The 20,237-nt window shown below is 66.9% G+C and carries 20 protein-coding genes; 12 read left to right on the top strand and 8 right to left on the bottom strand.

From position 1 onward, the window contains the following. Positions 1-5: 5 nt before the first annotated feature. Entirely contained in the window at positions 6-452 is a 447-nt protein-coding gene (locus IV501_RS04895; RefSeq protein ID WP_200555242.1) for a DUF2269 family protein, read from the top strand. A 39-nt stretch (positions 453-491) separates the two neighbouring features. Here IV501_RS04895 and IV501_RS04890 read toward each other — a convergent pair whose 3' ends face one another. Next, positions 492-2,138 carry an MFS transporter gene (locus tag IV501_RS04890; protein WP_234698116.1) on the bottom strand — a complete coding sequence of 549 codons (1,647 nt, stop codon included), beginning with the start codon at positions 2,136-2,138 and terminating at the stop codon, positions 492-494. 146 nt (positions 2,139-2,284) lie between these two features. Here IV501_RS04890 and IV501_RS04885 point away from each other — a divergent pair, with 146 nt between their 5' ends. The 5 genes from IV501_RS04885 to IV501_RS04865 all read left to right on the top strand — a co-directional run bounded on the left by IV501_RS04885 (position 2,285) and on the right by IV501_RS04865 (position 7,180). Continuing rightward, entirely contained in the window at positions 2,285-3,292 is a 1,008-nt protein-coding gene (locus tag IV501_RS04885; RefSeq protein WP_200555241.1) for a FecCD family ABC transporter permease, read from the top strand. Then, entirely contained in the window at positions 3,289-4,341 is a 1,053-nt protein-coding gene (locus tag IV501_RS04880) for a FecCD family ABC transporter permease (protein WP_200555240.1), read from the top strand. Before IV501_RS04885 ends, IV501_RS04880 begins: the two co-directional genes overlap by 4 nt. Then, positions 4,338-5,189 carry an ABC transporter ATP-binding protein gene (locus IV501_RS04875; protein ID WP_307812179.1) on the top strand — a complete coding sequence of 284 codons (852 nt, stop codon included), beginning with the start codon at positions 4,338-4,340 and terminating at the stop codon, positions 5,187-5,189. The genes IV501_RS04880 and IV501_RS04875 overlap by 4 nt, the downstream gene beginning before the upstream one ends. 91 nt (positions 5,190-5,280) lie before the next feature. Further along, positions 5,281-6,288 carry an ABC transporter substrate-binding protein gene (locus IV501_RS04870; RefSeq protein ID WP_200555239.1) on the top strand — a complete coding sequence of 336 codons (1,008 nt, stop codon included), beginning with the start codon at positions 5,281-5,283 and terminating at the stop codon, positions 6,286-6,288. Between the two features lie 73 nt (positions 6,289-6,361). Further along, a complete protein-coding gene (locus tag IV501_RS04865; protein WP_200555238.1) occupies positions 6,362-7,180 on the top strand; it encodes an ABC transporter permease in 819 nt (272 codons plus the stop codon). A gap of 24 nt (positions 7,181-7,204) precedes the next feature. Here IV501_RS04865 and IV501_RS04860 read toward each other — a convergent pair whose 3' ends face one another. Together IV501_RS04860 and IV501_RS04855 are read right to left on the bottom strand one after the other, a co-directional pair. After that, a complete protein-coding gene (locus IV501_RS04860; RefSeq protein ID WP_307812178.1) occupies positions 7,205-7,711 on the bottom strand; it encodes an NUDIX hydrolase in 507 nt (168 codons plus the stop codon). 18 nt (positions 7,712-7,729) lie between these two features. Further along, positions 7,730-8,611, bottom strand: coding sequence for a coiled-coil domain-containing protein (locus IV501_RS04855; protein ID WP_200555237.1), 882 nt, complete (start codon positions 8,609-8,611; stop codon positions 7,730-7,732). Between the two features lie 152 nt (positions 8,612-8,763). Here IV501_RS04855 and IV501_RS04850 point away from each other — a divergent pair, with 152 nt between their 5' ends. Beyond that, positions 8,764-9,111: a cytoplasmic protein gene (locus IV501_RS04850; RefSeq protein WP_200555236.1), complete on the top strand. Its 348-nt coding sequence runs from the start codon at positions 8,764-8,766 to the stop codon at positions 9,109-9,111. Between the two features lie 154 nt (positions 9,112-9,265). Here IV501_RS04850 and IV501_RS04845 read toward each other — a convergent pair whose 3' ends face one another. Both IV501_RS04845 and IV501_RS04840 read right to left on the bottom strand, forming a co-directional pair. Continuing rightward, positions 9,266-10,654, bottom strand: coding sequence for an HNH endonuclease signature motif containing protein (locus IV501_RS04845; RefSeq protein ID WP_200555235.1), 1,389 nt, complete (start codon positions 10,652-10,654; stop codon positions 9,266-9,268). A 305-nt stretch (positions 10,655-10,959) separates the two neighbouring features. Then, positions 10,960-11,211 (bottom strand): GNAT family N-acetyltransferase, encoded by a 252-nt coding sequence (locus IV501_RS04840; RefSeq protein WP_200555234.1) that lies wholly within the window; start codon positions 11,209-11,211, stop codon positions 10,960-10,962. Positions 11,212-11,291: 80 nt separating this feature from the next. Here IV501_RS04840 and IV501_RS04835 point away from each other — a divergent pair, with 80 nt between their 5' ends. The 3 genes from IV501_RS04835 to IV501_RS04825 all read left to right on the top strand — a co-directional run bounded on the left by IV501_RS04835 (position 11,292) and on the right by IV501_RS04825 (position 15,209). Next, positions 11,292-14,177 carry a hypothetical protein gene (locus IV501_RS04835; protein ID WP_200555233.1) on the top strand — a complete coding sequence of 962 codons (2,886 nt, stop codon included), beginning with the start codon at positions 11,292-11,294 and terminating at the stop codon, positions 14,175-14,177. Beyond that, positions 14,174-14,848 carry an ABC transporter ATP-binding protein gene (locus IV501_RS04830; RefSeq protein ID WP_200555232.1) on the top strand — a complete coding sequence of 225 codons (675 nt, stop codon included), beginning with the start codon at positions 14,174-14,176 and terminating at the stop codon, positions 14,846-14,848. Before IV501_RS04835 ends, IV501_RS04830 begins: the two co-directional genes overlap by 4 nt. Positions 14,849-15,008: 160 nt before the next feature. Beyond that, the gene (locus tag IV501_RS04825) at positions 15,009-15,209 is read left to right on the top strand and encodes a hypothetical protein (RefSeq protein WP_200555231.1); all 201 of its coding nucleotides are present in this window, start codon (positions 15,009-15,011) and stop codon (positions 15,207-15,209) included. A 40-nt stretch (positions 15,210-15,249) separates the two neighbouring features. Here IV501_RS04825 and IV501_RS04820 read toward each other — a convergent pair whose 3' ends face one another. The 3 genes from IV501_RS04820 to IV501_RS04810 form a co-directional block, all read right to left on the bottom strand. Further along, positions 15,250-15,822, bottom strand: a complete 573-nt coding sequence (locus IV501_RS04820) for a flavin reductase family protein (RefSeq protein ID WP_200555230.1) — start codon at positions 15,820-15,822, stop codon at positions 15,250-15,252. Between the two features lie 174 nt (positions 15,823-15,996). Then, positions 15,997-16,446 carry a Fe-S cluster assembly sulfur transfer protein SufU gene (sufU, locus tag IV501_RS04815; RefSeq protein WP_200555229.1) on the bottom strand — a complete coding sequence of 150 codons (450 nt, stop codon included), beginning with the start codon at positions 16,444-16,446 and terminating at the stop codon, positions 15,997-15,999. Further along, entirely contained in the window at positions 16,443-17,762 is a 1,320-nt protein-coding gene (locus IV501_RS04810; RefSeq protein WP_200555228.1) for a SufS family cysteine desulfurase, read from the bottom strand. Before IV501_RS04810 ends, sufU begins: the two co-directional genes overlap by 4 nt. Before the next feature lie 176 nt (positions 17,763-17,938). Between IV501_RS04810 and IV501_RS04805 the strand changes: the two genes are divergently transcribed. Together IV501_RS04805 and IV501_RS04800 are read left to right on the top strand one after the other, a co-directional pair. Further along, positions 17,939-18,940 (top strand): hypothetical protein, encoded by a 1,002-nt coding sequence (locus tag IV501_RS04805; RefSeq protein WP_200555227.1) that lies wholly within the window; start codon positions 17,939-17,941, stop codon positions 18,938-18,940. 118 nt (positions 18,941-19,058) lie between these two features. Further along, positions 19,059-20,213: a hypothetical protein gene (locus tag IV501_RS04800; protein ID WP_234698115.1), complete on the top strand. Its 1,155-nt coding sequence runs from the start codon at positions 19,059-19,061 to the stop codon at positions 20,211-20,213. Positions 20,214-20,237: the final 24 nt, after the last annotated feature.

Below are 20,237 nucleotides of genomic sequence, written 5' to 3'. Positions count from 1 at the left end.
CAGGAATGTCGACCCTCCTTCTCGTCGCACATGTCGTCGCGGCAATGTTCGTAATCGGACCCATGGCGATACTGCCGATGATGGGACTACGCGAAGTCCGCGCCGCGAACGCTGGGCGGCTCGACTCGATCAGCAGGGCGACCCGTCTTTTCAGCCTGCTCTCGCTCGTCGTGGTCGTGCTGGGATTCGGCGTGCTGGCGACGGCCAGATCGAAGGAGCAGCTGACGGTTCTGACTCCGTGGGTGGCGGCATCCGTCATCATCTACCTCGTCGCGACCAGCCTCAGTCTGTTCGTCACCGTCCCTCTGCTGCGCAATGAGGCGGACCGACTCACCTCGCCACAGTCGACGCCGCACCGGTCGATGCGCGCCTATCGCGCCGTCGCCGCAGCCTCGGGAGCTACGACGCTCGGTTTGGTGGCGATCACGGTGCTGATGGTCTGGCAGCCCTAGGGCTGTACGGCCGAGGGTAACGCGTGGGTCTGCTGGCGATCAGGTGCGTTCGTGGTGGGAACGGAGATCGGACGCTGGAAAGAAATGCTGTTCGGTTGGGGCGGTGGTGCTGAACGCGACCGCCGCATCGCGCATCTCGCGGTCCCTGCCGGTGAGCCGTTCGGACTGTTGCCGCCGGAACTCTCCCCAGGAGGGAACGACGAACGATTCGAGGAAGACATCCGCCGTCTCGCCGCTTCTATAGAGGCGCCAGCGCGAACCACCGGTGCGCCTGCGGGAGCCCTCGACCAGGCGCATGGCGGAACGGAAGTCGTCGACTGCGTCGGGGCGCACGGTGTACGACACCTGCACCACCACCGGACCGTCGGTAGGTGCGGGCTCGAAGACGAGGGAGGGGGTAGGGAGCGTCGAGCTGATGGTGCGATCGATTGTTCCGGTGCCCGGGAGGAGTGGTGCGACGCGAACGCTGGCCGCGACGAGAACGAGCAGCGCGGCCGATGTGGTCAGGGCCACGGTGGTGCCGAGCCATTCGGCGATAAGCCCCCAGACGAATGAGCCCAGAGCCATCGTGCCCATGAACACCAGGATGTATACGGACGCGCCGCGCGAGCGCACCCACTGCGGGAGGGTGAGCTGGAGTGAGGCGTTGAGCACGGTCAGCGTGCCGATCCAGGCGAGACCGGCGAGCACCAGCAGCACCAGGGCAGGCAGAAAGGGCAGAACCGCGGCGGCGATCGTTCCCACGGCGAACAACGCGGCGCTCGCCGCGATCACGACATTGTCGGAGAAGCGCTTGCGAGCGGCCGGGAGCGCGAAGATGCCCAACACTGCGCCGGCGCCCAGAGCACCCAAGAGAAGCCCGTATCCGCTCGAGTCCAGTTCGAGCCGGGTCGCTGTCACCGGCAGCAGGGCCCACAGAGCGCTCGCCGGCATGGCGAACAGGGCGGATCGCGCCAGTATTCGACGCACCAGGCGAGCGGATGCGACGTACCGCACGCCAGCGCGAAGTGCCGCACCGAACGGCTCCCGATCGTCGAGACCGGGCTGAGGTGGACGCTTCCACCAGAGCAGGGCCAACGCCGCGGCCGCGAAACTCAGCGCGTTGATTCCGAAGACGACCGGTGCGCCAAAGACGGAAAGGATGACCCCGGCAAGGGCGGGGCCGACCGCTCGAGCCCCATTGACCGTGATTCCACCGAGCGCCGAGGAGGCCCCGATGAGCGACCTCGGCACCAGTTCGGGCTGGATCGCCTGCCAGGCTGGCGACGTGAGCGTCGAGGTGATGCCGAGCACGAAGGTGAATGCGAGGATCGCCCACACCGTCAGGTCGTTCAGCGCTGCGACGACGGTAAGAGCCGCGGCGATAACCCCGCTGATTGCGGACCCCCAGATCAGGAGTTTCCGGCGATCCAGTGAATCCGCGAGTACTCCGGCGGGGAGAGAGAAGACGATCGCGGGTGCGAGACTCGCGGTCTGGACGAGGGCGATGATCGTGGCGCTGGCTGCGCCTTCGACCAAATACCACTGGGCGCCGACGGTCTGCATCCAGCTGCCGATGTTGCTTCCGAGCTGGGCGAACCAGAGCACGCGGAACGCGGTGATCGCCATCGGCGCCCACGCGGAGACTGATGTGGATGGGCTGCCTTTGAGCGACATCATCCGGCTCCCCTCGGATTCGAATGCCATGAGTGCCACTGCGGGCGAGGGAACTTTCCTCGTGGCGAAAAGTTACACGAAAAGGGCGCCAGACTGCGGGAAATGCCGATTCGAGTGAGGGGCACGGACGGGGTCACCGTCAGGATGTGCAAGTTAGGTAAGGCTACGCTTACACGGTGTACCGATCCTCAGCCCACCACCAGCGTGCGCTCGTGCTCGGTGCACTCACTGCGGGGGTCGCGCTCATCGCGGTGGTCAGCCTGATTCTCGGCAGCAATCTGATCAGTCCCACCGCGGTGGTGACCGGTCTGCTCGATCCCGCTCGGGATGTTGGGGACGTCGTCTGGGGCTCCCGCGTTCCGCGCACCGTGCTCGGCCTGCTCGTTGGATTCTGCCTCGGCGTCGCCGGCGCTGTCATGCAGGGACAGACCCGCAATCCGCTTGCCGACCCCGGCATCTTCGGCGTCTCGGCCGGCGCGAGTCTCGCCGTCGTCATCGGGGTCTACGTGCTCGGAACGAGTTCAGTGCTCACCACGCTATGGCTTGCCCTCGCCGGCGCGGTGGTGGCAAGCATCGTGGTGTTCTCCGTCGCCGCGCTCGGCACCGGGCTCTCGAGCCCTGTCCCGCTGGCGATCGCGGGAACGGCGGTCTCGGCGCTGTTGATCGCACTGACATCGTTTCTAGTCCTGTCCGACGAGACGACTCTGGCCGCCTACCGCATCTGGGTGGTCGGGTCGCTCTCCGGTCGCAGCCTGGCCGGGGTGGACGCGGCCCTCATCTTTGCCGGGCTGGGCATCATCTGTGCCGTCGCCAATGTCCGCTCTCTCAACGCCCTCGCCCTGGGCGCCGAGATGGCCAGCGGGCTCGGCGAGAACCTCGTTCGCGCCCGGATTGTCGGGTTGGCGGCGATCACCTTGCTGACCGCCAGCGCCGTCGCGATCACCGGACCAATCGGTTTCGTCGGCCTCACAGCGCCACACGTCGCGCGCGCAGCGATCGGCGGCGACCATCGGTGGCTGCTCCCCGCATCCGGCCTGATCGGTTCGTGTGTGCTGCTCGCCTGCGACGTCGTCGGACGTCTCATCGGTGGCACCGCGGAGGTCTCCGTGGGGGTCGTACTCGCTGTGCTCGGCGGAGTCGTGTTCATCGTGATCGTGAGACGCGCACGGATGGCGACGCTGTGACGGCGCTGCGGGAGGCGAAGCCCGCTGCGGTGACGCGCCGACAGAGCCGGGTCGTCGTCGTGACGCTGCTGTGCCTGGTTGCGGTTCTCGTGATCGCTCTGTGGGGCGTGGTCGCTGGCTCGTCCTCGCTGACGGGGGCAGATGTCGTGCGTACACTCATCGGCGCCGGCACGCCCGGACAGCAGCTGATCGTCGTCGAGCTGCGCCTGCCCCGCGTCGTGGCGGGTTTGCTTGTCGGCGCCGCACTCGGGCTGGCCGGCGCCCTCACGCAGACCTTCGCTCGCAATCCGCTCGCGACCCCGGACATCCTCGGAGTCACCTCCGGGGCGAGCCTCGGAGCCGTGGCCGCCATTGTGCTCGCCGGCGGGAGTTATTCGGTCGGAGCCGGTCTTCTCTCCCTGGGGCTCCCCGCGGTAGCGGTGCTCGGAGCCATGATCACCTCCGCCGTCGTCTATGGCCTCGCCTGGAGATCTGGCGTCGATAGCTACCGTCTGATTCTGATCGGAATCGGGGCAACCGCGGCCCTCGGCGGCGTCACCAGCTACCTCATCGCGCACGCCAAAATCACCGAGGCAGCCGCGGCCGCGCAATGGCTGGTCGGCAGCCTCTCCGGTGTCTCCTGGGCCAGCGTCTGGCCCGTTCTGATCTGTCTTGCGGTAATCCTGCCCATCGCGCTCACGCAATCGGCGAACCTCGAGATCACGCAGCTCGGCGATGAGATCTCGACCAGCCTCGGTGTGGTGGTGCAGCGCCATCGACTGCTGGTCATCGCCTGCGCGGTGGTGCTCACCGCTGCCGCTGTTTCGGCGAGCGGTCCGGTGGAGTTCGTCGCCTTCGTCGCACCGCAGATCGCTCGCAGGCTCACTCGAACCGGGCGTCCTCCGTTGCTCGCAGCTGGGCTGGTCGGCGCCATCATCGTGACCGGTGGCGATGCTCTGGGCCGCGGCGTGCTGCCCGGCGAGGTGCCGGTCGGCATCATTACCGCGATCATCGGCGCCCCCTATCTCATCTGGCTGCTCACTCGACGAACTGAACGGGAGAAACTGTGACCGAAACTCTTACGAGTACTCATCGGCCCGCTCGACATGCTGCCATCGAGGTGCGCGACATCACTCTGTCGTACGAGCGCTCGGTGGTGTTCGAAGGACTCCATCTCAGCATCGAGGCCGGTAAGGTCACGACCCTGATCGGCGCCAACGGCAGCGGAAAGTCGACCCTGCTGAAGGCGTTCGGGCGAATCCTGATGCCGAGTACGGGCACCGTGTATCTGGACGGGCGCCCGGTGCGCGAGTACGCGACCCGGGAGGTGGCCCGTCGGCTCGCGATCCTGCCCCAGAAGCCGCTCACTCCGTCGGCCACTAGCGTGCGTGATCTCGTGTCGCGCGGGCGGCATCCGCATCAGAGCCTGTTGAAGTCATGGACCTCCAGCGATGCCGAGGTGATCGATGCGGCGCTCGCGGCGACCGGACTCTCCGACCTGGCTGCCCGGGATGTCGGCTCGCTCTCGGGCGGGCAGCTCCAGCGTGCCTGGGTCGCCCTTGTTCTCGCTCAGGAGTCCCCCACGATCCTGCTCGACGAGCCGACCACCTTTCTCGATCTCAGCCATCAGCTCGACCTACTCGAGCTGGTGCGCTCGATCAACCGCGAACGGGGCGCGACGGTCGTGATGGTGCTGCACGATCTGTCGCTGGCCGGGCGGTATTCAGACCGGCTCGTGGCGGTCGGGCGGGGCAGGGTGCTCGCCGACGGCACGCCATGGGAGGTACTCACCCCCGAGATCTTGCGCTCTGCCTTCGACCTTGACGCGTTGGTGGTGCCCGATCCCAGCAGCGGAACGCCGCTCGTGGTTCCTGCCGTGCGCGCGGAGACCACCTCCGGTTTCGCTCTACTCCCGTAGATCGAGCCCATTCGCTCCAGTCCATTTGCTCCAGTCCGACGATGAGCCTCCCGGTCGCGCAGCAAGATAAGGGTAGGCTAACCTAAGTTTTGTGACCCCAACCAAGGCCGTGCGCCGCTCCGTTCTCCTGCTCGCCCCCCTCCTCGCGATCGTCAGTCTCGTCGGCTGTAGCGCGACATCCGACTCCGTTTCTGGCGGCAACGCCGGTTCGTCGTCGTGGAGCTTCACCGACGACACCGGAAAGACGGTGACCCTCGATCACCAGCCGAAGCGCATCGCCAGCTACGCCGACTACGCCCTCGGGCTGCTCAGTACGGGAGTGAAGCCGGTCGCGGTCTTTGGTCGCGTCGCGGTCGCGAGCGATGACCGTTTCGCCGACTACGACATCTCCTCGACCGCCATCGTCGGTAACAGCTATGGCGAAATCGACCTCGAGAAGCTGGCCGAGGCTGCGCCAGACCTGATCGTCGCGGGCGTCTACCCGACCGACCGCAAGGGCACCATTAATAAGGATGAGCCCTACTACAGCCTGGCCGACAAGGAACAGCAGACCCAGCTGGAGAAGATCGCTCCCATCGTCGCGATCAAGGTCGGTGGCAAGGGTAGTGACGTGATCACGAGCGTCAACAAGCTCGCCACCGCTCTCGGAGCCGACCCTGACACGATCGCCGCGGCGAAGAAGAAATACGACTCCGCGGCGGCCGATCTCAGGGCCGCGGCCGCGCAGACAAAGCTCGAAGTCACTCAGATGTACGCCGATGCCGACGGTGTCTATGTGGTCAAACCCGGCGATGAGCCGGAGACTGAGCTTTATCGGAGCCTCGGCGTGAAATTCACCGATCTGCACCCCGACGGCGAGTACTACTGGGACAAGTACAGCTGGGAAAATGCCGCCCAGATGATGACCGGGGACGTGCTGCTGGTCAACGTCGAGGGGTTCCAGAAGAAGGACCTGCTCGACCAAGCGACCTTCGCTTCCAGTCCCGCTCTGAAGACCGGCCAGATCCACGCCTGGAACTCTGCCGCTCTCGACTACGCCTCACAGGCCAAGCACATCACCGAGCTGGCGAAGATTCTGCGCGACTCGAAAAACGTCTGAGCGATCTGGCGTTGAGTTCGCAGGTACTGCGCACGGATCTGCGTGAGCCAGGCATGCCGTGATGTAATCGATCGTGAGCATCTGGGTGACCCTCATCGCCGTCGCATCGCTGACGGCCGTGACCCTGGTGATCGTGCTCGCCCTGCGACTCGAGCATCCGTGGTTGCAGCCATGGGCGGTGCTGCGGGCCGCGCTCCAGCTCGGAGTCCTCACCGTGATTCTGCACGGGGTGATCACCAGCACGCTGTGGGTGGCGGTCTTCCTGCTGGTGATGGTCGTGGCCGCCACCTGGGTCGTGTTCCGGCGGCTGCGTCTGCCGCGGCGCTACCTTCCCGTGCTCGCTGCAACCGTCGTGATCGCGGCCGCGGTGCCGACCTCTCTGGTCTTTGTCACCGGCGCCGTCGAGTTCTCACCGCGGTACGTTCTGGCGGTCGGCGGAATCATCGTCGGAAACACGATGACGGTCTCGACGCTGATGGGACGGTCGCTTGGCGGCCTGATCCTCGCGCAGCGCGAGGAGATCGAAGCCTGGCTGTCGGTGGGAGCGACCAGCAGGCGCGCGGCACTGCGAGCGGTACGCGCGGCGGCCTCTACCGCGCTCATCCCGTCGACCGATCAGACTCGTACCACCGGAATCGTGACACTCCCCGGTGCCTTTGTCGGGGCGGTATTCGCCGGCGCCTCGCCGTTGGAGGCGGCGGAGTTTCAGCTCATCGTGCTGGCGGCCATCCTCGCCGCCGGAGCCATCACGGTGGCGCTGTTCACCCTCGTTTTCGGCGCGCCGGAAGTACTTCCCCTGGAGGAGAGCCCGTTGGGCGGTCGGTCGCTGCTCGGGCCGGCAATCACCGCGCCTTCGCGGTCCGATCTCGCGCGATCCGACGCCGCGCACTGACCCTCTGAGTCAGGGCGGCCTGGGTCAGTGCGGCGGTATGTCGCGCGGGCCTTGCGCCGGACGCAGAAAGGCGAGGGCATCGATGACCGGCACGAGCCCGCGCAAGAGCTTGCTGCGGGCGACCTCGAGTCCGAACCATCCGCCGCGGTCGATCTCGGGGAAGCTCTGCAGATGGCCGGAGCGCGGTGGCCATTCGATGTCGAAGGTGTTGCCGCAGAGCGCGACCGGGAGGTCGTCGATCTGAGCGACGAACACCGTCACGATCTTGCGGGAAGGCTGCGTGAACTCTCCCAGTAGGCGGTAGTCGACCGACGGGGCGGCAATGCCGGTCTCTTCTCTGAACTCTCGGAGTGCCGCCCGCAGAGGCGTCTCCCCCGCTTCGAGTCCGCCCTTGATGACCGACCAGGCCGCGGCATCCTTGCGCGACCAATACGGGCCACCCATGTGACCCAGGTACACCTCGAGGTCAGCACCGAGCATCCGAAAAGGAAGGATGCCCGCGCTGTGCTCCCGCGCCGCATGGTCAGCCACGTTGGTCAGCCACGACGACTACAGCGCATCGATCTGTCGGTGCAGGTGCGCGAGTTCATCGCGCGCGGCGTCGAGTTGTGCCGTCTTCTGTTCTCGTGCGTCGTCGATCTCGGTCAGTTGCCGACTCGCCCGTTCGACCGACTCCTGCACGCGAGCAAGGCGCCGCTGGAGTTCTGCAAGCGCACGTTCGCGTTCGCGTTCCCGTGTCTGTTCTCGACTCTGTGCTTGTGTCTGTTTTCGTTTCTGTTCTCGACTTTGTTCTCGTCCGCTTTTTTGTCTCTGGTCCAGGCTCTCCTCGGCGACTCGCTGCCGCTCCGCTGCCGCGCGGCGGTCGGCCGTTGCCGACGCCCACGTTGCCGATGGTGCACTCCGCACGGCGATGGCGCCCACGAGGTCGGGCAGTGCGAGTGAACCCTCGAGATCCACCGGCTCCAGCCCGGTGGATTGCAACGACCTGATCAGGATGCCGGACCGCACCGCTGCGGCCGCCGCCGCATCCGACATGGCGGCAGAAAACGTCTGCGCCACCTCGTCGAGTACAGGTGCCGAGGTCGACACCGCGGCTTCTGCACCGAGTTCGCGCGCCCGCGCCGCCAGCTTCCTGACTACTTCACGATGCTGCTTGCTGAGGCGTTGGATGCTTACGCGATCGGCGTTGCCCTGGGCGTGCTGCAGGTCGGTGCCGAGCGCGATGGCGATGTCGAGCTCCTCGCGGTGGTGCCTGCTCACCTGATTGACCAGCCATGCCGCCGGGGTCGGCTTCGTCAGTGCCCGAACGGCTGCCGCCAGAGGTTTTTCGAGGGCCTTCGCACGCTCGTTACGGCGGGCGATGAAGTCCCGCGGCATCAGCGAGTACAGGTCTTCCGCGATCGCGGAGATCTCAGACTCGTCGCGTGCCATGCCGCGAACACTACGCGCAGTGGCGGTTGAAGCGCGCTGGTCGGCGGCGGCGCACGGTTACCGATGACGCGAGTCGCCTCACGAGCCTTCGTCCTATCGCTGGGATAAGACATCCTCTCCAGTGCGAGGGGCCGCAAGAGTGCAGTGCGGTCATGGACGCCGACCCGGTAGTGACGGACCCGCAGCTTAACCGGGTGCTGTGGGAGAACGACGACGTGCGGGTACTGGAGTACACCGATGTACCCGGCGACGCCCCGACGCTGCATCATCACCCGAACACCGTGATGGTGACTCTCACGGGGTTCGAGCGTCAGTTGTCCGACGGGACGCAGTCGACCGATGTTGAACTGCCCGCGGGGCGCGCGGTCTGGCTTCCTGCGCAGTTTCACCGCGGTACGAACAGCGGCAGCACACTGACGCACACGATCTTGGTCGAGGTCAAGCACAGTACTGTCGGCGCCGACCCGTCGCCCCAGCTCGGACCCCGCTTGATCGGCTGAGGTCGCGCGGCTGAGATCGCGCCGCTGAGATCGCGCCGCTGAGGTCGCGCCGCTGAGATCGCGCCGCTGAGGTCGCGCCGCTGAGGTCGCGCGGCTGAGATGCCACGGCTGCGGTCGCGCGGCGGAGGTGGCGCGTGCCGCCGACGTGCGTGGCTCACATCGCTATCACCACTATGCCTCCTTGTCGGGGTGTTTGGTCGGGGTCGATCCAGGGTGGCGGGATGAAGTACGGAACCTGCTCCCGAAGTTGGATTTCCCAGCTGTCGTCGTGGATGCGGTGGTGGTGGAACGAACATAACGGGATCCCGTTGTCCAGATCCGTTACCCCACCGCTGCACCACCACTGGAGGTGGTGCGCTTCGGTATAACTCGGTGGGTGTGCGCAGGCCGGGAACGCACACCCGCCATAGGTTTCGGCCAACGCGTGGCGTTGGGCGGGACTGAATAGTCGCCGCGACCTGCCCAGATCCAGGACTTCCCCGGCACCGCCAAGGACTGCGGGGATGATGTTCGCATCTGCCGCCATGATCCGCGCCCGGGTGGCGGAGATCCCGGCATCGATCCCATCGATCTGGGCGGTGCCGAGCCCGGTGATCAATTGGTCGAGGCTCATCCGCACGACCATCGTCACCAACGGACTACCACCACCACCACCACTACCACCACCACCACCACCACCACTACCACCACCAGCACCGCACGTGCAGTTGACCGCCTGCCGGAAGAGGTCTTCGGCGGCATCGGCGCGGCGGTGCGGCATGGTCCGATCATCACTGTCGGCACTACCGTCCTGTCCCAAAGAATCGGGAACCCTGTCGCGGGCAGCCCGCAACTGCTCACCGACGAGCTGGTCGATCCCGGCACGCACCAGTCCGGCGGTTTCTGGGGGCATTACCCAGACCAGACGCACCATCCCATCCGGTTCAGTCACCCACGACAGTGCTCGCCGCTGCCTCCGGATCACATCGCGGGGTTCGGCACCGTCCTCATCCAGACGGTCCCGCACCTGCCGGGCCACCCCCGCGATCTGCTTCACCGTCAACCCCGGCGCATGCTCCACCAGCAGCCGCTCCCCCGCCGCGCGCGCTTCGGTGGAGCAGAAGGGGGCGGCCAGGTCCAGTTCCCGCACGATCACCACAGCCGCCTCCACCCCCAGCGACAGATCCGCGACCGCAGCGGCAACCGCGGGATACCGGGCCGGCAACGGGGAGCCATCCAGCGCGCGTTTCGATCGCGTTGCAGTCCCCAGGTCGCACAGTCGTGCCGCCTCCGGGATGCTGATCTGCCACAGCTCGGCCAGGAACGTTGCCGGTCTCGAGTGGCCTGCTTGCCGGACCATCCCCTCGGCACCGAGATGCGGGGCGGATCGTTCGACGACTTCGCCGGCGAGTGTCACCCGGATCGCGTCGACGGCGCGCTGCACGATGCCGGAATCCGCAACCATCCGCAGCAGCTGATCTGACGCGACACCGGCGAACCCGTCGAACCCGTCAGCGCACACCTCTGACAGGTCGGCGAGAAGGGTCGCGGGCGAGTTTTCCATGTCGACAGCGTCTCACCGACCACCGACATTCCATCCGACAATTACCCTTCTGACCAGGGTTTCCTGTGGATAACTGCGCCCAGGTGGCCAATGTGGAGGAGGGGTGCCTGACCGCTCGGTATCGTGCTGCTCGGGCGTAATTGCGCAGCAGTGAGGCAGCCCGGTGAGGATTGCCATCGCTGGCGCTCTGTCTGCGCGGGTGGCTGGCGCGCCGCGGCCAGAACAACGCGACCATCTGCACCCGGCGGCCGTGCCTCCCGAGCCCGAGACCAGCTTCCGCGCGAGCAAGGCGCTGGTGGAATCGCTCACAGGCCCGCACTCGACAAAGCTTCGGTGGCGTAGAAGGGAGCGTTCCACGGGATATCGGCAAAGGTGCGAAGTGTCGTGCGGTCGTAGCCGCGCTGTTTGGCCTCGAGCACAGCAACTCTCAGAAGATCACGACCGTGCCCCAGCCGAGTGTGCTGCGGCAGCACCGACGGCTGTTCGAGGTGAGCGAAGCCATCGACCTCAAGCACTTGGGCGAAACCGCACGGCGTTGCGCTGGCGTCGAGCGCCACGAGCACGAATCCGTGCTGGTGATCCCCGTAGCACCTCGCGGTTGCGGGCACCGCCAGACGTCGAGATAAACTCTGAAATCGTGACCGCAGAGAAGGCTCCCGTTCGAATGCGAGTACCGGGCGCGATGCGGCGCCTGGGGCGGGATCGAGCACGGCTCATCGCGGTGGTGCTGCTCGCCGTCGTCACACTCTCGGCTGCGGGAATCCAGAGCGCGGCAGCGAGCATCTTGCAGCACACGCTCGATGCGAACTGGCGGGGTGCGTACGACATCCTGGTGACGGCGAAGGGCAGTCATCCGCCCTCGAACGGTCTGCTTCCGACCAATGCGCTGTCGAGCGGAAAACGGATGCCGCTGGCCGCTGTCGCCACGATCCGCTCGATCGAGGGCATCGACGTCGCCGCACCGATCGGCGAGGTGCAGGCTGCGCAACTGCGCTACGGATTTCCGTTGGTGTCAGTGCCGAAGGGCGTCGCGGGTGCCTCCGAGGTTCCGCAGGCCTTCACCGTGACGACGCGGCTGACCACGAACGATGGTCTCGGAGAGAGACTCGTCTCGAGCACGACCAACACCGTCGTCATCGACGAGACGCCGAAGCCGCCGGCACCGACATCGTGCACGTTTCTCGATCACCCGGTGGACGTCGCCAAATACCCTCACCTGTGTGCCGAGGTGAGCGCCACCTACCAGAATGCCGCGACCGTGTTCGAGGGATCATCCACTCGGTTAGGCGGGCTGTTGACCGATGGCGTGATTCGATTTCCGGCAATGATGTCGCCGGTGGGGTCGACCCGGATCACCCTGGTCGACCCGGATGCCGAACGCGCCATACTCGGAAAGGCCGGCCGGTTCCTGGCGCCGCTGCAGTCGGTTCGCGCCCACGCCCGAACCTCTGCCGCTGACATGGACCGGTGGGCGACACGCACATCCAGCCCGTTCGCTCGGAACTTCGTCGAGCAGCGAAAGGCTCGGGCGTCGGAGATGCACACGCAGAATCGATTCTCGAACGACCCGGAGATCGCGAAGGAGTACGCGGACTTCTTCGCCGAATACCAGGTCGACCAGGGCGCCTCAGAGACAGTCGACGAAAATTTCGTGCCTCTCCTGACGACCTCGACGGGCTCGGCGCCGTTGACGATGACCGCGACCATCAGCGCACTCGGGCCAGCCCCACGCACGGGAGGCGATGTCGGGTCCGAGTCGTTCACCCTGCCGCAGGGCACGGGAACTCCGGTCGGCACATCGACAGCCGATGCGTCGGGCCTGCTGAACCCGTTTGCGCGTGGAACGGTCGAAGTCCCCTGGCCGGGAACCGACCCCGACCGACTGTCACTCGACCCGACCTACGACGTCCTCTCGCTCAACTGGCTCGGAGCGGTGGGCGGCATGCCGACGAAGCCGCATTCCCCCACAACGCTGACCGGGACGGGCTTCGCGCGACCCGTGTCGCCGTCGATGCGGGACGGCGGAGACCCGTTCGCGGCGAAGAAGTCGGGCACGGATGCCGGCCTGGAGAGCGTCTACAGCTCGGTGTCGTCGATCGGTCCGATGGACTTCACCCACCAGAACCTCGTCGTTCCCGTCGGGTCGTTCTCGACGAGCCAGGTAGCGAAACTGCAATCGCCAGAGAGCTACGTCCCCCTGGGCGCCTACCAGTCCGCGGAAACCACCGTCGAGCGCGACGGCGAGCGGATGAAGATGCTGCCGAGCGTCTCCGGACTGGGACTGGTGAGCCCGCGCACCGTCGCGATCGCGCCCATCGCGAGTGCGGCCGCCTGGGGTCAGAAGGATCCCGTCTCCGCCATCCGAGTGCGCGTCGCTGGCATCTCCGCGTACACCCAGGATGCGCGAGAACGAGTGGCGAGCGTCGCCGCCGCGATTCGCCAGCTCGGCTTCACGGCAACCCTCGTTGCCGGCTCGTCGCCTACGTCCGTCGACCTTGCCGTCGACAACTATGCGTTCGGCACCACCACCGCCGATGAGAAGCAGCGGGTCGGAACCCTGCACGGTGTGCGCCAGCAGTGGTCTGAACTCGGCGCCGCGGCTCTCGCCGACACCGCGGTCTCGACGTCGTCGCTGGCCGTGCTCGGAATCGCGCTCGGGGGTGTCATTTTGCTACTCGCCACGGTGCAGGTCGTTTCGATCCCGCGTCGCCGGGAAGCTGCCGGCGCTCTGCGCACAATGGGCTGGACGTCATGGCGCGTCCGTCGTTGGCTGGCCGCAGAGGAGATCAACGGAGTGGTACTCGTCGTCCTGGCGGGCGTCGCCGCTATCCTCCTGTCCGGGATGGCGACGACGCCCGTGCTGATCGCTGCAGCCACGAGCGTGGTCGCCCTTACCTCCGCACTCGCCGCAATCGCCGGCGGCGCGCGCGCGGTGAGGTCCCGGACGCAGACGCACACGCCGATGCGGCCGCGGCGGGCATCCGCGAATCGTGGCGGAGCTCGCTACGGCGTGACCACGACCCTGCGGTTCGGCCTGCGGCGAGCCCGAAGTCAGTTGCCCGTGTCCATTTCGCAGGCAGCGGCGATCGTGCTGGCAGGTCTGTCGGCGGCGGGGGTCGCTGAAGTGTTCATCGACGGCCGACGTTCGGCTGGCGCGAGCCTCGTGGCGCGACTCACCGTCGATCAGGCCGCGGTGGCCCAGCTGCTGCTCGGTGCTGTCGCACTCGTGGCGGGAGTGGCGCTGTCGCTCGTCGTGCGACGTATCGTCGTCGCCCGTCGCGCCGCTGACGATTCAGCACTGCGGGCGATGGGCTGGTCAGCCCGTAACCTGCGCTCGGCACGCCACGCAGAGCTTGGCGTCATCGTGGTTCCGGCCATAGTCATCGCCGCAGAACTCGCCTGGATGGGGGCGACCGCAACAGACCCGGTAGACCGCACCGCTCTCGTCGTCGTGGCGGTGCTGGCGGCTGCGCTGGTCTCGGCCGCACTGCTGGTCGATTCACGAAAGGGAACCCGTTCATGATGCACTCCCGGGTGACGACTGATGTCGCCGTGCGCCTCGCTGGCGTGAGGATCGACTACGAGCGTCCCGGCCGTGAGCCGCTGGTGGTGGTGGATGACCTCACGCTCGGCCTCCACGCGGGCTCGATGCACTGCATCGCCGGACGAAGCGGCTCTGGCAAGACGAGCGTGCTGCGAGTGGCGGCGGGACTCGTTCCCCCGACCCTCGGTGACGTCCTGTGGGCGGGCGAAAGCATCGTGCAGCTCCGCGACGACTACGTTACGAATCTACGCGGCGCGAGCATTGGCTACCTCGACCAGGGAGGGTCGCTCATCCCGGGCCTCTCCGCCTTGGAGAACGTGCTGCTCCCCGCGGTTCCGGCACGGCGCAGCACCGAACTTGCGCCCCATGCCGCGGAGCTGATGAACAGGCTCGGCGTCTGGGATCGGGCCAGCAGTCATCCGGCCCGACTGAGTGGCGGTGAACGGCAGCGGGTGGCGCTCGCCCGTGCTCTATTGCTCGACCCTCCGGTGGTCATGGTCGACGAGCCGACGGCCGGCCTCGACCGCGAGAGCGCCGATTCGGTGATCTCGATCCTGCGCGACCTGGTGCGCGATGGCAAGGCGGTACTGGTCGCCTCCCACGACGAACGGCTGATCGACGCAGCCGAATCGAGAACGCAGCTCGTCTGATCACCATTAGCGGTGGTTCGACAGCGGGTCGTCAGCGGTTCGCTGCGTGCAACCGGTGTGCGCTCCGTTAACCCGATCGTCGCCCACCGGTCATCCGCACGCCACCGGCCGCGGGCCGCCCGAGCCTACTGTTGTGCTGCAGTCAGGAAGGCGGCGCATCATGGCGACCATCGGTGAGATGTTTTACATTGTCGATGCCGGGCAGGGGCGGTGGGTCATCCACCACCAGGTAACTGGCGTCAAGGCCGGTTCGCTGGTGCGAACCTCTGAGGGGCTGATGCTGGCCGACCCGGAATCGCGGCCCATCGGGCGGTATACGACCTTCGATGAGGCGTTACGCGAGCTCTACGCCACCGCCTAAACCGGTCAGGTGCGCGAAACCGCGGGTGACGGGATGAGCGTCAGCCCTCGAGACGGGAATGCTCCCCCACGTGGTGCCAGGTGCGGTTGTGGTAGACGAGCGGCGGCGCTTCGGACTCGGAGATGTGCGCCTGCAGCGCGTGTACCGCAATCACGGTGGAGCTGCCCGCCACCATACGGTTGATGATGCGGCCGCGGATCCACACCGGGGCGCCAGGAAGGTACGGCTCGCCCGTAACCAGGCGACTCCAGCTGGAGGTGTCGGCGAAACGGTCGACCCCGCTCGTCGCGAACAGCTTGGCGACCTGGAGCTGGTCGGCGCCGAGCAGATGCACCACCACGGTGTCCGCCCGGTTCAGAGTCGGCGCACTCGACGACGTGCCAGAAATGGAGAACACCAGAAGCGGTGGTTCGGCACTGACCGAGAAGACGGATGTCACGGTCAAGCCGACGGGCCCGTCGCCGGCGTCGGCGGTCACAACCGCGACTCCGGCAGGGTGATTGCGAAATGCGAGTTTGAAGTCAGTCGCACTGAGCCCGGCGTGCTCGTCGATGCTCTGCACCTGTGCCAACGGGCTGTGTTGTGGCTGAGGTGCCGGACTGCTCGAACTCATCTGTGCTCCGACTTTCTTGACCCTGATTCGACTGTCTCTGATTCGACTGTCTTCTCTCAGCCTCGTCGCTGAGGCGGTGAAGAGCAACGACATGACCGCGTGTGACGCCCGCTTGCCTCGCTGCCGCAGGTTCGATGAGCGGCGGGAGGTGGCGATCCAGCGCGGGGCAGGGGGCTACGCGCCGAGCTTCGCCAGCGCGTCCTCCGCGGCAACCCAGGCGAGCATCGCGCATTTCACCCGAGCGATGTACTTAGACACCCCTCCGAGAACCACCGCGTCGCCGAGCAGCTCCTCGTCGGGCTCGATGGTGCCGCGGGAGCGCATCGCCTCGCGGAACGAATCGATGCGGGTGCTGATCTCCGCGGTCGTGAGTCCCTCGGCGAGGCCGGAGAAGAGCGAGGCCGAGGCCTGGGAGATCGCACAGCCGTGTCCTTCCCAGCGCACCGCGGTCACGACATCCGTTCCCTGCTCGCGGTGCAACTCGAGGGTGATCTCGTCGCCGCAGGTGGGATTCAGCTGGTGCGAGTGTGCGTCGGGATCGGCACGCAGCCCGAAGCCGTGCGGCCGCCGGGAGTGATCGAGGATGACCTCCTGGTAGAGGTTCTGCAGGTCGGTGGTGCTCATGGCCGTACTCCGAAGAAGGTGATGGCGTCGGTGACGCCGGACAGGAACTCGTCGACCTCGTTCTCGGTGGAGTAGAGGTAGGTACTGGCCCGAGTGCTCGAGGTGAGACCGAGGCGGCGGTGAAGCGGTTGCGCGCAATGGTGCCCGACGCGCACCGCAATTCCGCGGTCGTCGAGAAACTGACCGAGATCGTGAGCATGGATGTCCGCCACAGCGAAGCTCGCCAGTCCGGTCCGGCGTTCGCCGGCCGCCGGTCCGAGCAACCGCACCCCGTCGATGGCGCTCAATCCTTCCGCCAGCTGCTGCCCCAGCAGCTCCTCGTGGGCGGCGATGCGATCCATGCCGACGGAGCTGAGGTAGTCCACGGCAGCGCCGAGCGCGATCGCCTGAGACACGGGTTGCGTGCCGGCCTCGAATCGTTGCGGCGCCGGGAGGAATTCGGCGCTTTCCATGGTCACCGTGGTGATCATCGAACCGCCGGTGAGAAATGGCGGGAGGGCGTTCAGCAGCTCGCGGCGCCCGTACAGCACGCCGATGCCGGTGGGGGCGAGCATCTTGTGCCCCGAAAACGCGGCGAAGTCGACATCGAGGGCGTGCAGGTCGAGGGCGAGATGCGGCGCGGACTGGCAGGCGTCGAGAACGACGAGAGCCCCGACGGCATGTGCTCGCGCGACGAACAGCTCGATCGGTGTGACGGCACCGAGCACATTCGAGACGTGGGTGACGGCGACGATCTTCGTTCTTTCGGTGATCAGACGGTCGAGGTCGTCGAGGTCGAGCGCACCATCATCATCGATCGGCACGAAACGTAGGGTCGCCCCGGTGCGCGCGGCGAGCTGCTGCCAGGGGATCAGGTTGGCGTGGTGCTCGAGTTCCGTGACCAGGATCTCGTCGCCGGGGCCGACGCGAAAACGCTCGGCGTCAGCTCCCCCGCTTCCAGCGTTGGAAAGTGAATAGGCGAGCAGGTTGAGCGCGGCCGTCGCGCCCGACGTCCAGACGATCTCGTCTTCGCCGGCGCCGACGAAGCGCGCGACGGTCGCTCGAGCGTTCTCGAAGGTCTCTGTCGCCTCGGCGGCAAGACTGTGCGCGCCGCGGTGCACCGCGGAATTCTCGGTGACGAGGTACCGACGCTCGGCATCGAGCACGGCGAGTGGCTTCTGGGAGGTGGCGCCGGAGTCGAGGTAGGTGAGCGAGTGTCCGTTGACCTCGGTGCTCAGGGTCGGAAAATCGGAGCGGACGCGTTCGAGCTCTTGCGGGGTGAAGGTGTCGACGCGGGTGACGGGACTGCTGATGGTCACGCGGACCTCCTGGTTCATTGCCCTTCTAGGTTAGCGCCGACCGGTTGTGCGGAGGCCGGAGCGTGCAGAGGACTGGGTGTTTATATGACTGTGCGGCGAGTGCGCAGAAGACGCCCAGAAAAATGGGGGCCGGTGCCGTAGACAGAGCATTCTGTGCGGCGTACCGTTGCACACATCATCGGGGGGTGATGGAAATGCGTCGAGACGTGTCGCAGTTGGATGAGTTGGAGCAGGCGGGGACCACTCTCCCGCGTGCCCTCTTCCTCGTTCTCTTCGGCGTTGCACTCGCCGTGCTCTGGGTGGTCGTCGGTACCACCAATTCGGCGTCGGCCGACGAAGCCTCACCGGCAGCCCCCGCGGCGCAGCCCTTGGCTCCAGCTCCGTCCCTCCTCGGCTCCCTTTCTTCCACGGTTGATTCCGCCGTTGCTGCGGTTCTCCCCCAGCAGCCGGCGGTGGTGGCCCCGGTAACTCAGGCAGTCACCCGCACCGTCACAGCAATTGTTCAACCGACCGTCCAACCCGCTGCGCAGCCCGTGACCACCGTTGTGGCGCCGATCACCCGCACCGTGGATGCCGTCGTCGCGGCTGTTCCGGTGGTTTCGCAGCTCACCGGTGCTGCCCCGGTAACGGCAGCTACGTCGCCGGTGACCTCCAGCCTCGACGGGGTTGTCGGCCCAGTACTCGGCCCGGTGGTCACCCCGCTGGTCACCCCGCTGTTCGGCACCGTGACGGATGTCGTGGGCACGGTTGTCGGACCCGTCCTGACCCCGGTGCACGGCGCAGGGGTGATCCCCTCGATCACGCTGAACCCTGACCTGGGGGCGGCGTTTGGCGCAGCCGACCCGACAGCGGCGGCGGTGGCGTCGGATTCGCGGTCGGACATCCGTTTCATCCGGGCCCTTTCGAGCACGTCAGCGTCGAATGTCGTGTTGTCTCTCCGCGCCCCAGTGTCTTCCTTTGCGCCATCGGCGCCGGGAGCGCCAACCTCGCCGTTCGGTGGCTCGCCCGCAGACCGATCCGTCGGGGTGCTCTCTGGGTCTCTTTCCAGCGGTGCCGGTTCTGGCGGTGCGGCGTCGCCAGCGCTCTCCGCCGACTTCGCCTTTGCCGTGCCGGTCGGAGCTGCCGTCGCGATCGCGTCGGCTGACGACTCCCTTCCGTCTTCCCTCACGCTCGACCCCGGTTCTTCGCCTGACTGAGCCGATCCGTGTCATCGCGTCGCCGATGACAGACGGATCCTCCCCGCGATAGCGGGACTCAATCAGACCCAAGAATCGGAGTACTTCAGTCATGAACAAAATAGTCTCTAGAGCCCTCATGGGTGCTCTCTTCGTCGGGGGCCTCACGCTCCTCGGCGCAACCGCGGCCAACGCCGCCGAGACCGGCGGTAGCGACGGTGTTGGTTCGGGAACCCAGGCCATCGCCGGCGTCACCGCACCGATCACCATCGGCGGCAACGCGATCTCGCTGCTCGGCAACAGCGCGAGCACCGGCTCGGTAGCTCCCGCTCCGGCTCCCGCGGCTCCCGCTCCGGCGGTACCGACGACTAGCGGCACCCAGTCGCTGCTCGGCGGCACCCAGGCAGTGGTGAACGCTGTGCTGCCGGTGACGGTCACCGGTAACGCCATTAGCGTGCTCGGCGATTCGGCATCCACGGGATCGGTGGCACCCGCTCCCGCGGCAACCCCGACCGCACCCGCGGCACCCGCGACGACCAATGGCAACGACGGTGTTGCTGGCGGCACGCAGGTGCTCCCGACGGCGGTCGCGCCGATCGGCATCACCGGTAACGCGATCAGCGTGCTGGGCGACTCGTCCAGCACCGGATCCAGCAGCACAGGATCCAGCACGGGCGGCTCCAGCAGCACCGGAACTGGAATGGGCGCAACGGGCAGCACCACCACCGGAACCGACTCGATTCTCGGTGGAACACAAATCGTGCCCAATGTCTCCGCTCCGATCGGCGTGACCGGCAATGCGATCAGCGTGCTGGGCGACTCGTCGTCGTCCGGCTCGACCGGCGGCACGACTGCCGGTACCGGCGGTCCCATCACCGGTGGGTCGACCACCCTCGGTGACGGCGGCATCCTCGGTGGCACACAGCTCGGTCTCGGTCTGAACCTGCCGATCACCCTCAGCGGCAACGCGATCAGCATCATCGGTGACACTGCGACGGATGGCCCGACCACACCGACCCTGCCGGTCGAGCCCGTCACCCCGGTCACTCCGGTGACCCCGCCAGTGACCCCGGTTGCTCCGACCGACCCCGGAACCACGCCCGTGACCACGACGACGTCCCCGTCCGGTTCGCTCGGCACCGCGGCGCTGTCGGTCTCGGCGGCCGTCTCTCCGTCGGCGCTGGCCTTCACTGGAGCGAACGGTGTGCTCGGCGGCGTGCTGGTCGGCCTGCTGGCCGTGATCGCGGGCCTCGGCCTCGCCTTCAGCGCTCGTCGTCGGGCACTGCGCGCTTAGCGGCATGACGAACGACCGCGCGGG

This window comes from Lacisediminihabitans changchengi (assembly GCF_016634425.1).
Taxonomy (GTDB): Bacteria; Actinomycetota; Actinomycetes; order Actinomycetales; family Microbacteriaceae; genus Lacisediminihabitans; species Lacisediminihabitans changchengi.
The sequence above is the reverse complement of the archived record's forward strand: the minus strand, read 5'-3'. Positions and strand labels throughout refer to the sequence as shown.

Bases quoted from the DNA above. Each gene is read 5' to 3' on its own strand.
- IV501_RS04895 (WP_200555242.1), top strand. From the start codon at position 6: ATGTCGACCCTCCTTCTCGTCGCACATGTCGTCGCGGCAATGTTCGTA.
- IV501_RS04855 (WP_200555237.1), bottom strand. From the start codon at position 8,611: ATGGCACGCGACGAGTCTGAGATCTCCGCGATCGCGGAAGACCTGTAC.
- IV501_RS04825 (WP_200555231.1), top strand. From the start codon at position 15,009: ATGGCGACCATCGGTGAGATGTTTTACATTGTCGATGCCGGGCAGGGG.
- sufU (WP_200555229.1), bottom strand. From the start codon at position 16,446: ATGAGCACCACCGACCTGCAGAACCTCTACCAGGAGGTCATCCTCGAT.
- IV501_RS04850 (WP_200555236.1), top strand. From the start codon at position 8,764: ATGGACGCCGACCCGGTAGTGACGGACCCGCAGCTTAACCGGGTGCTG.
- IV501_RS04800 (WP_234698115.1), top strand. From the start codon at position 19,059: ATGGGTGCTCTCTTCGTCGGGGGCCTCACGCTCCTCGGCGCAACCGCG.
- IV501_RS04810 (WP_200555228.1), bottom strand. From the start codon at position 17,762: ATGAACCAGGAGGTCCGCGTGACCATCAGCAGTCCCGTCACCCGCGTC.
- IV501_RS04805 (WP_200555227.1), top strand. From the start codon at position 17,939: ATGCGTCGAGACGTGTCGCAGTTGGATGAGTTGGAGCAGGCGGGGACC.
- IV501_RS04845 (WP_200555235.1), bottom strand. From the start codon at position 10,654: ATGGAAAACTCGCCCGCGACCCTTCTCGCCGACCTGTCAGAGGTGTGC.
- IV501_RS04820 (WP_200555230.1), bottom strand. From the start codon at position 15,822: ATGAGTTCGAGCAGTCCGGCACCTCAGCCACAACACAGCCCGTTGGCA.
- IV501_RS04830 (WP_200555232.1), top strand. From the start codon at position 14,174: ATGATGCACTCCCGGGTGACGACTGATGTCGCCGTGCGCCTCGCTGGC.
- IV501_RS04890 (WP_234698116.1), bottom strand. From the start codon at position 2,138: ATGGCATTCGAATCCGAGGGGAGCCGGATGATGTCGCTCAAAGGCAGC.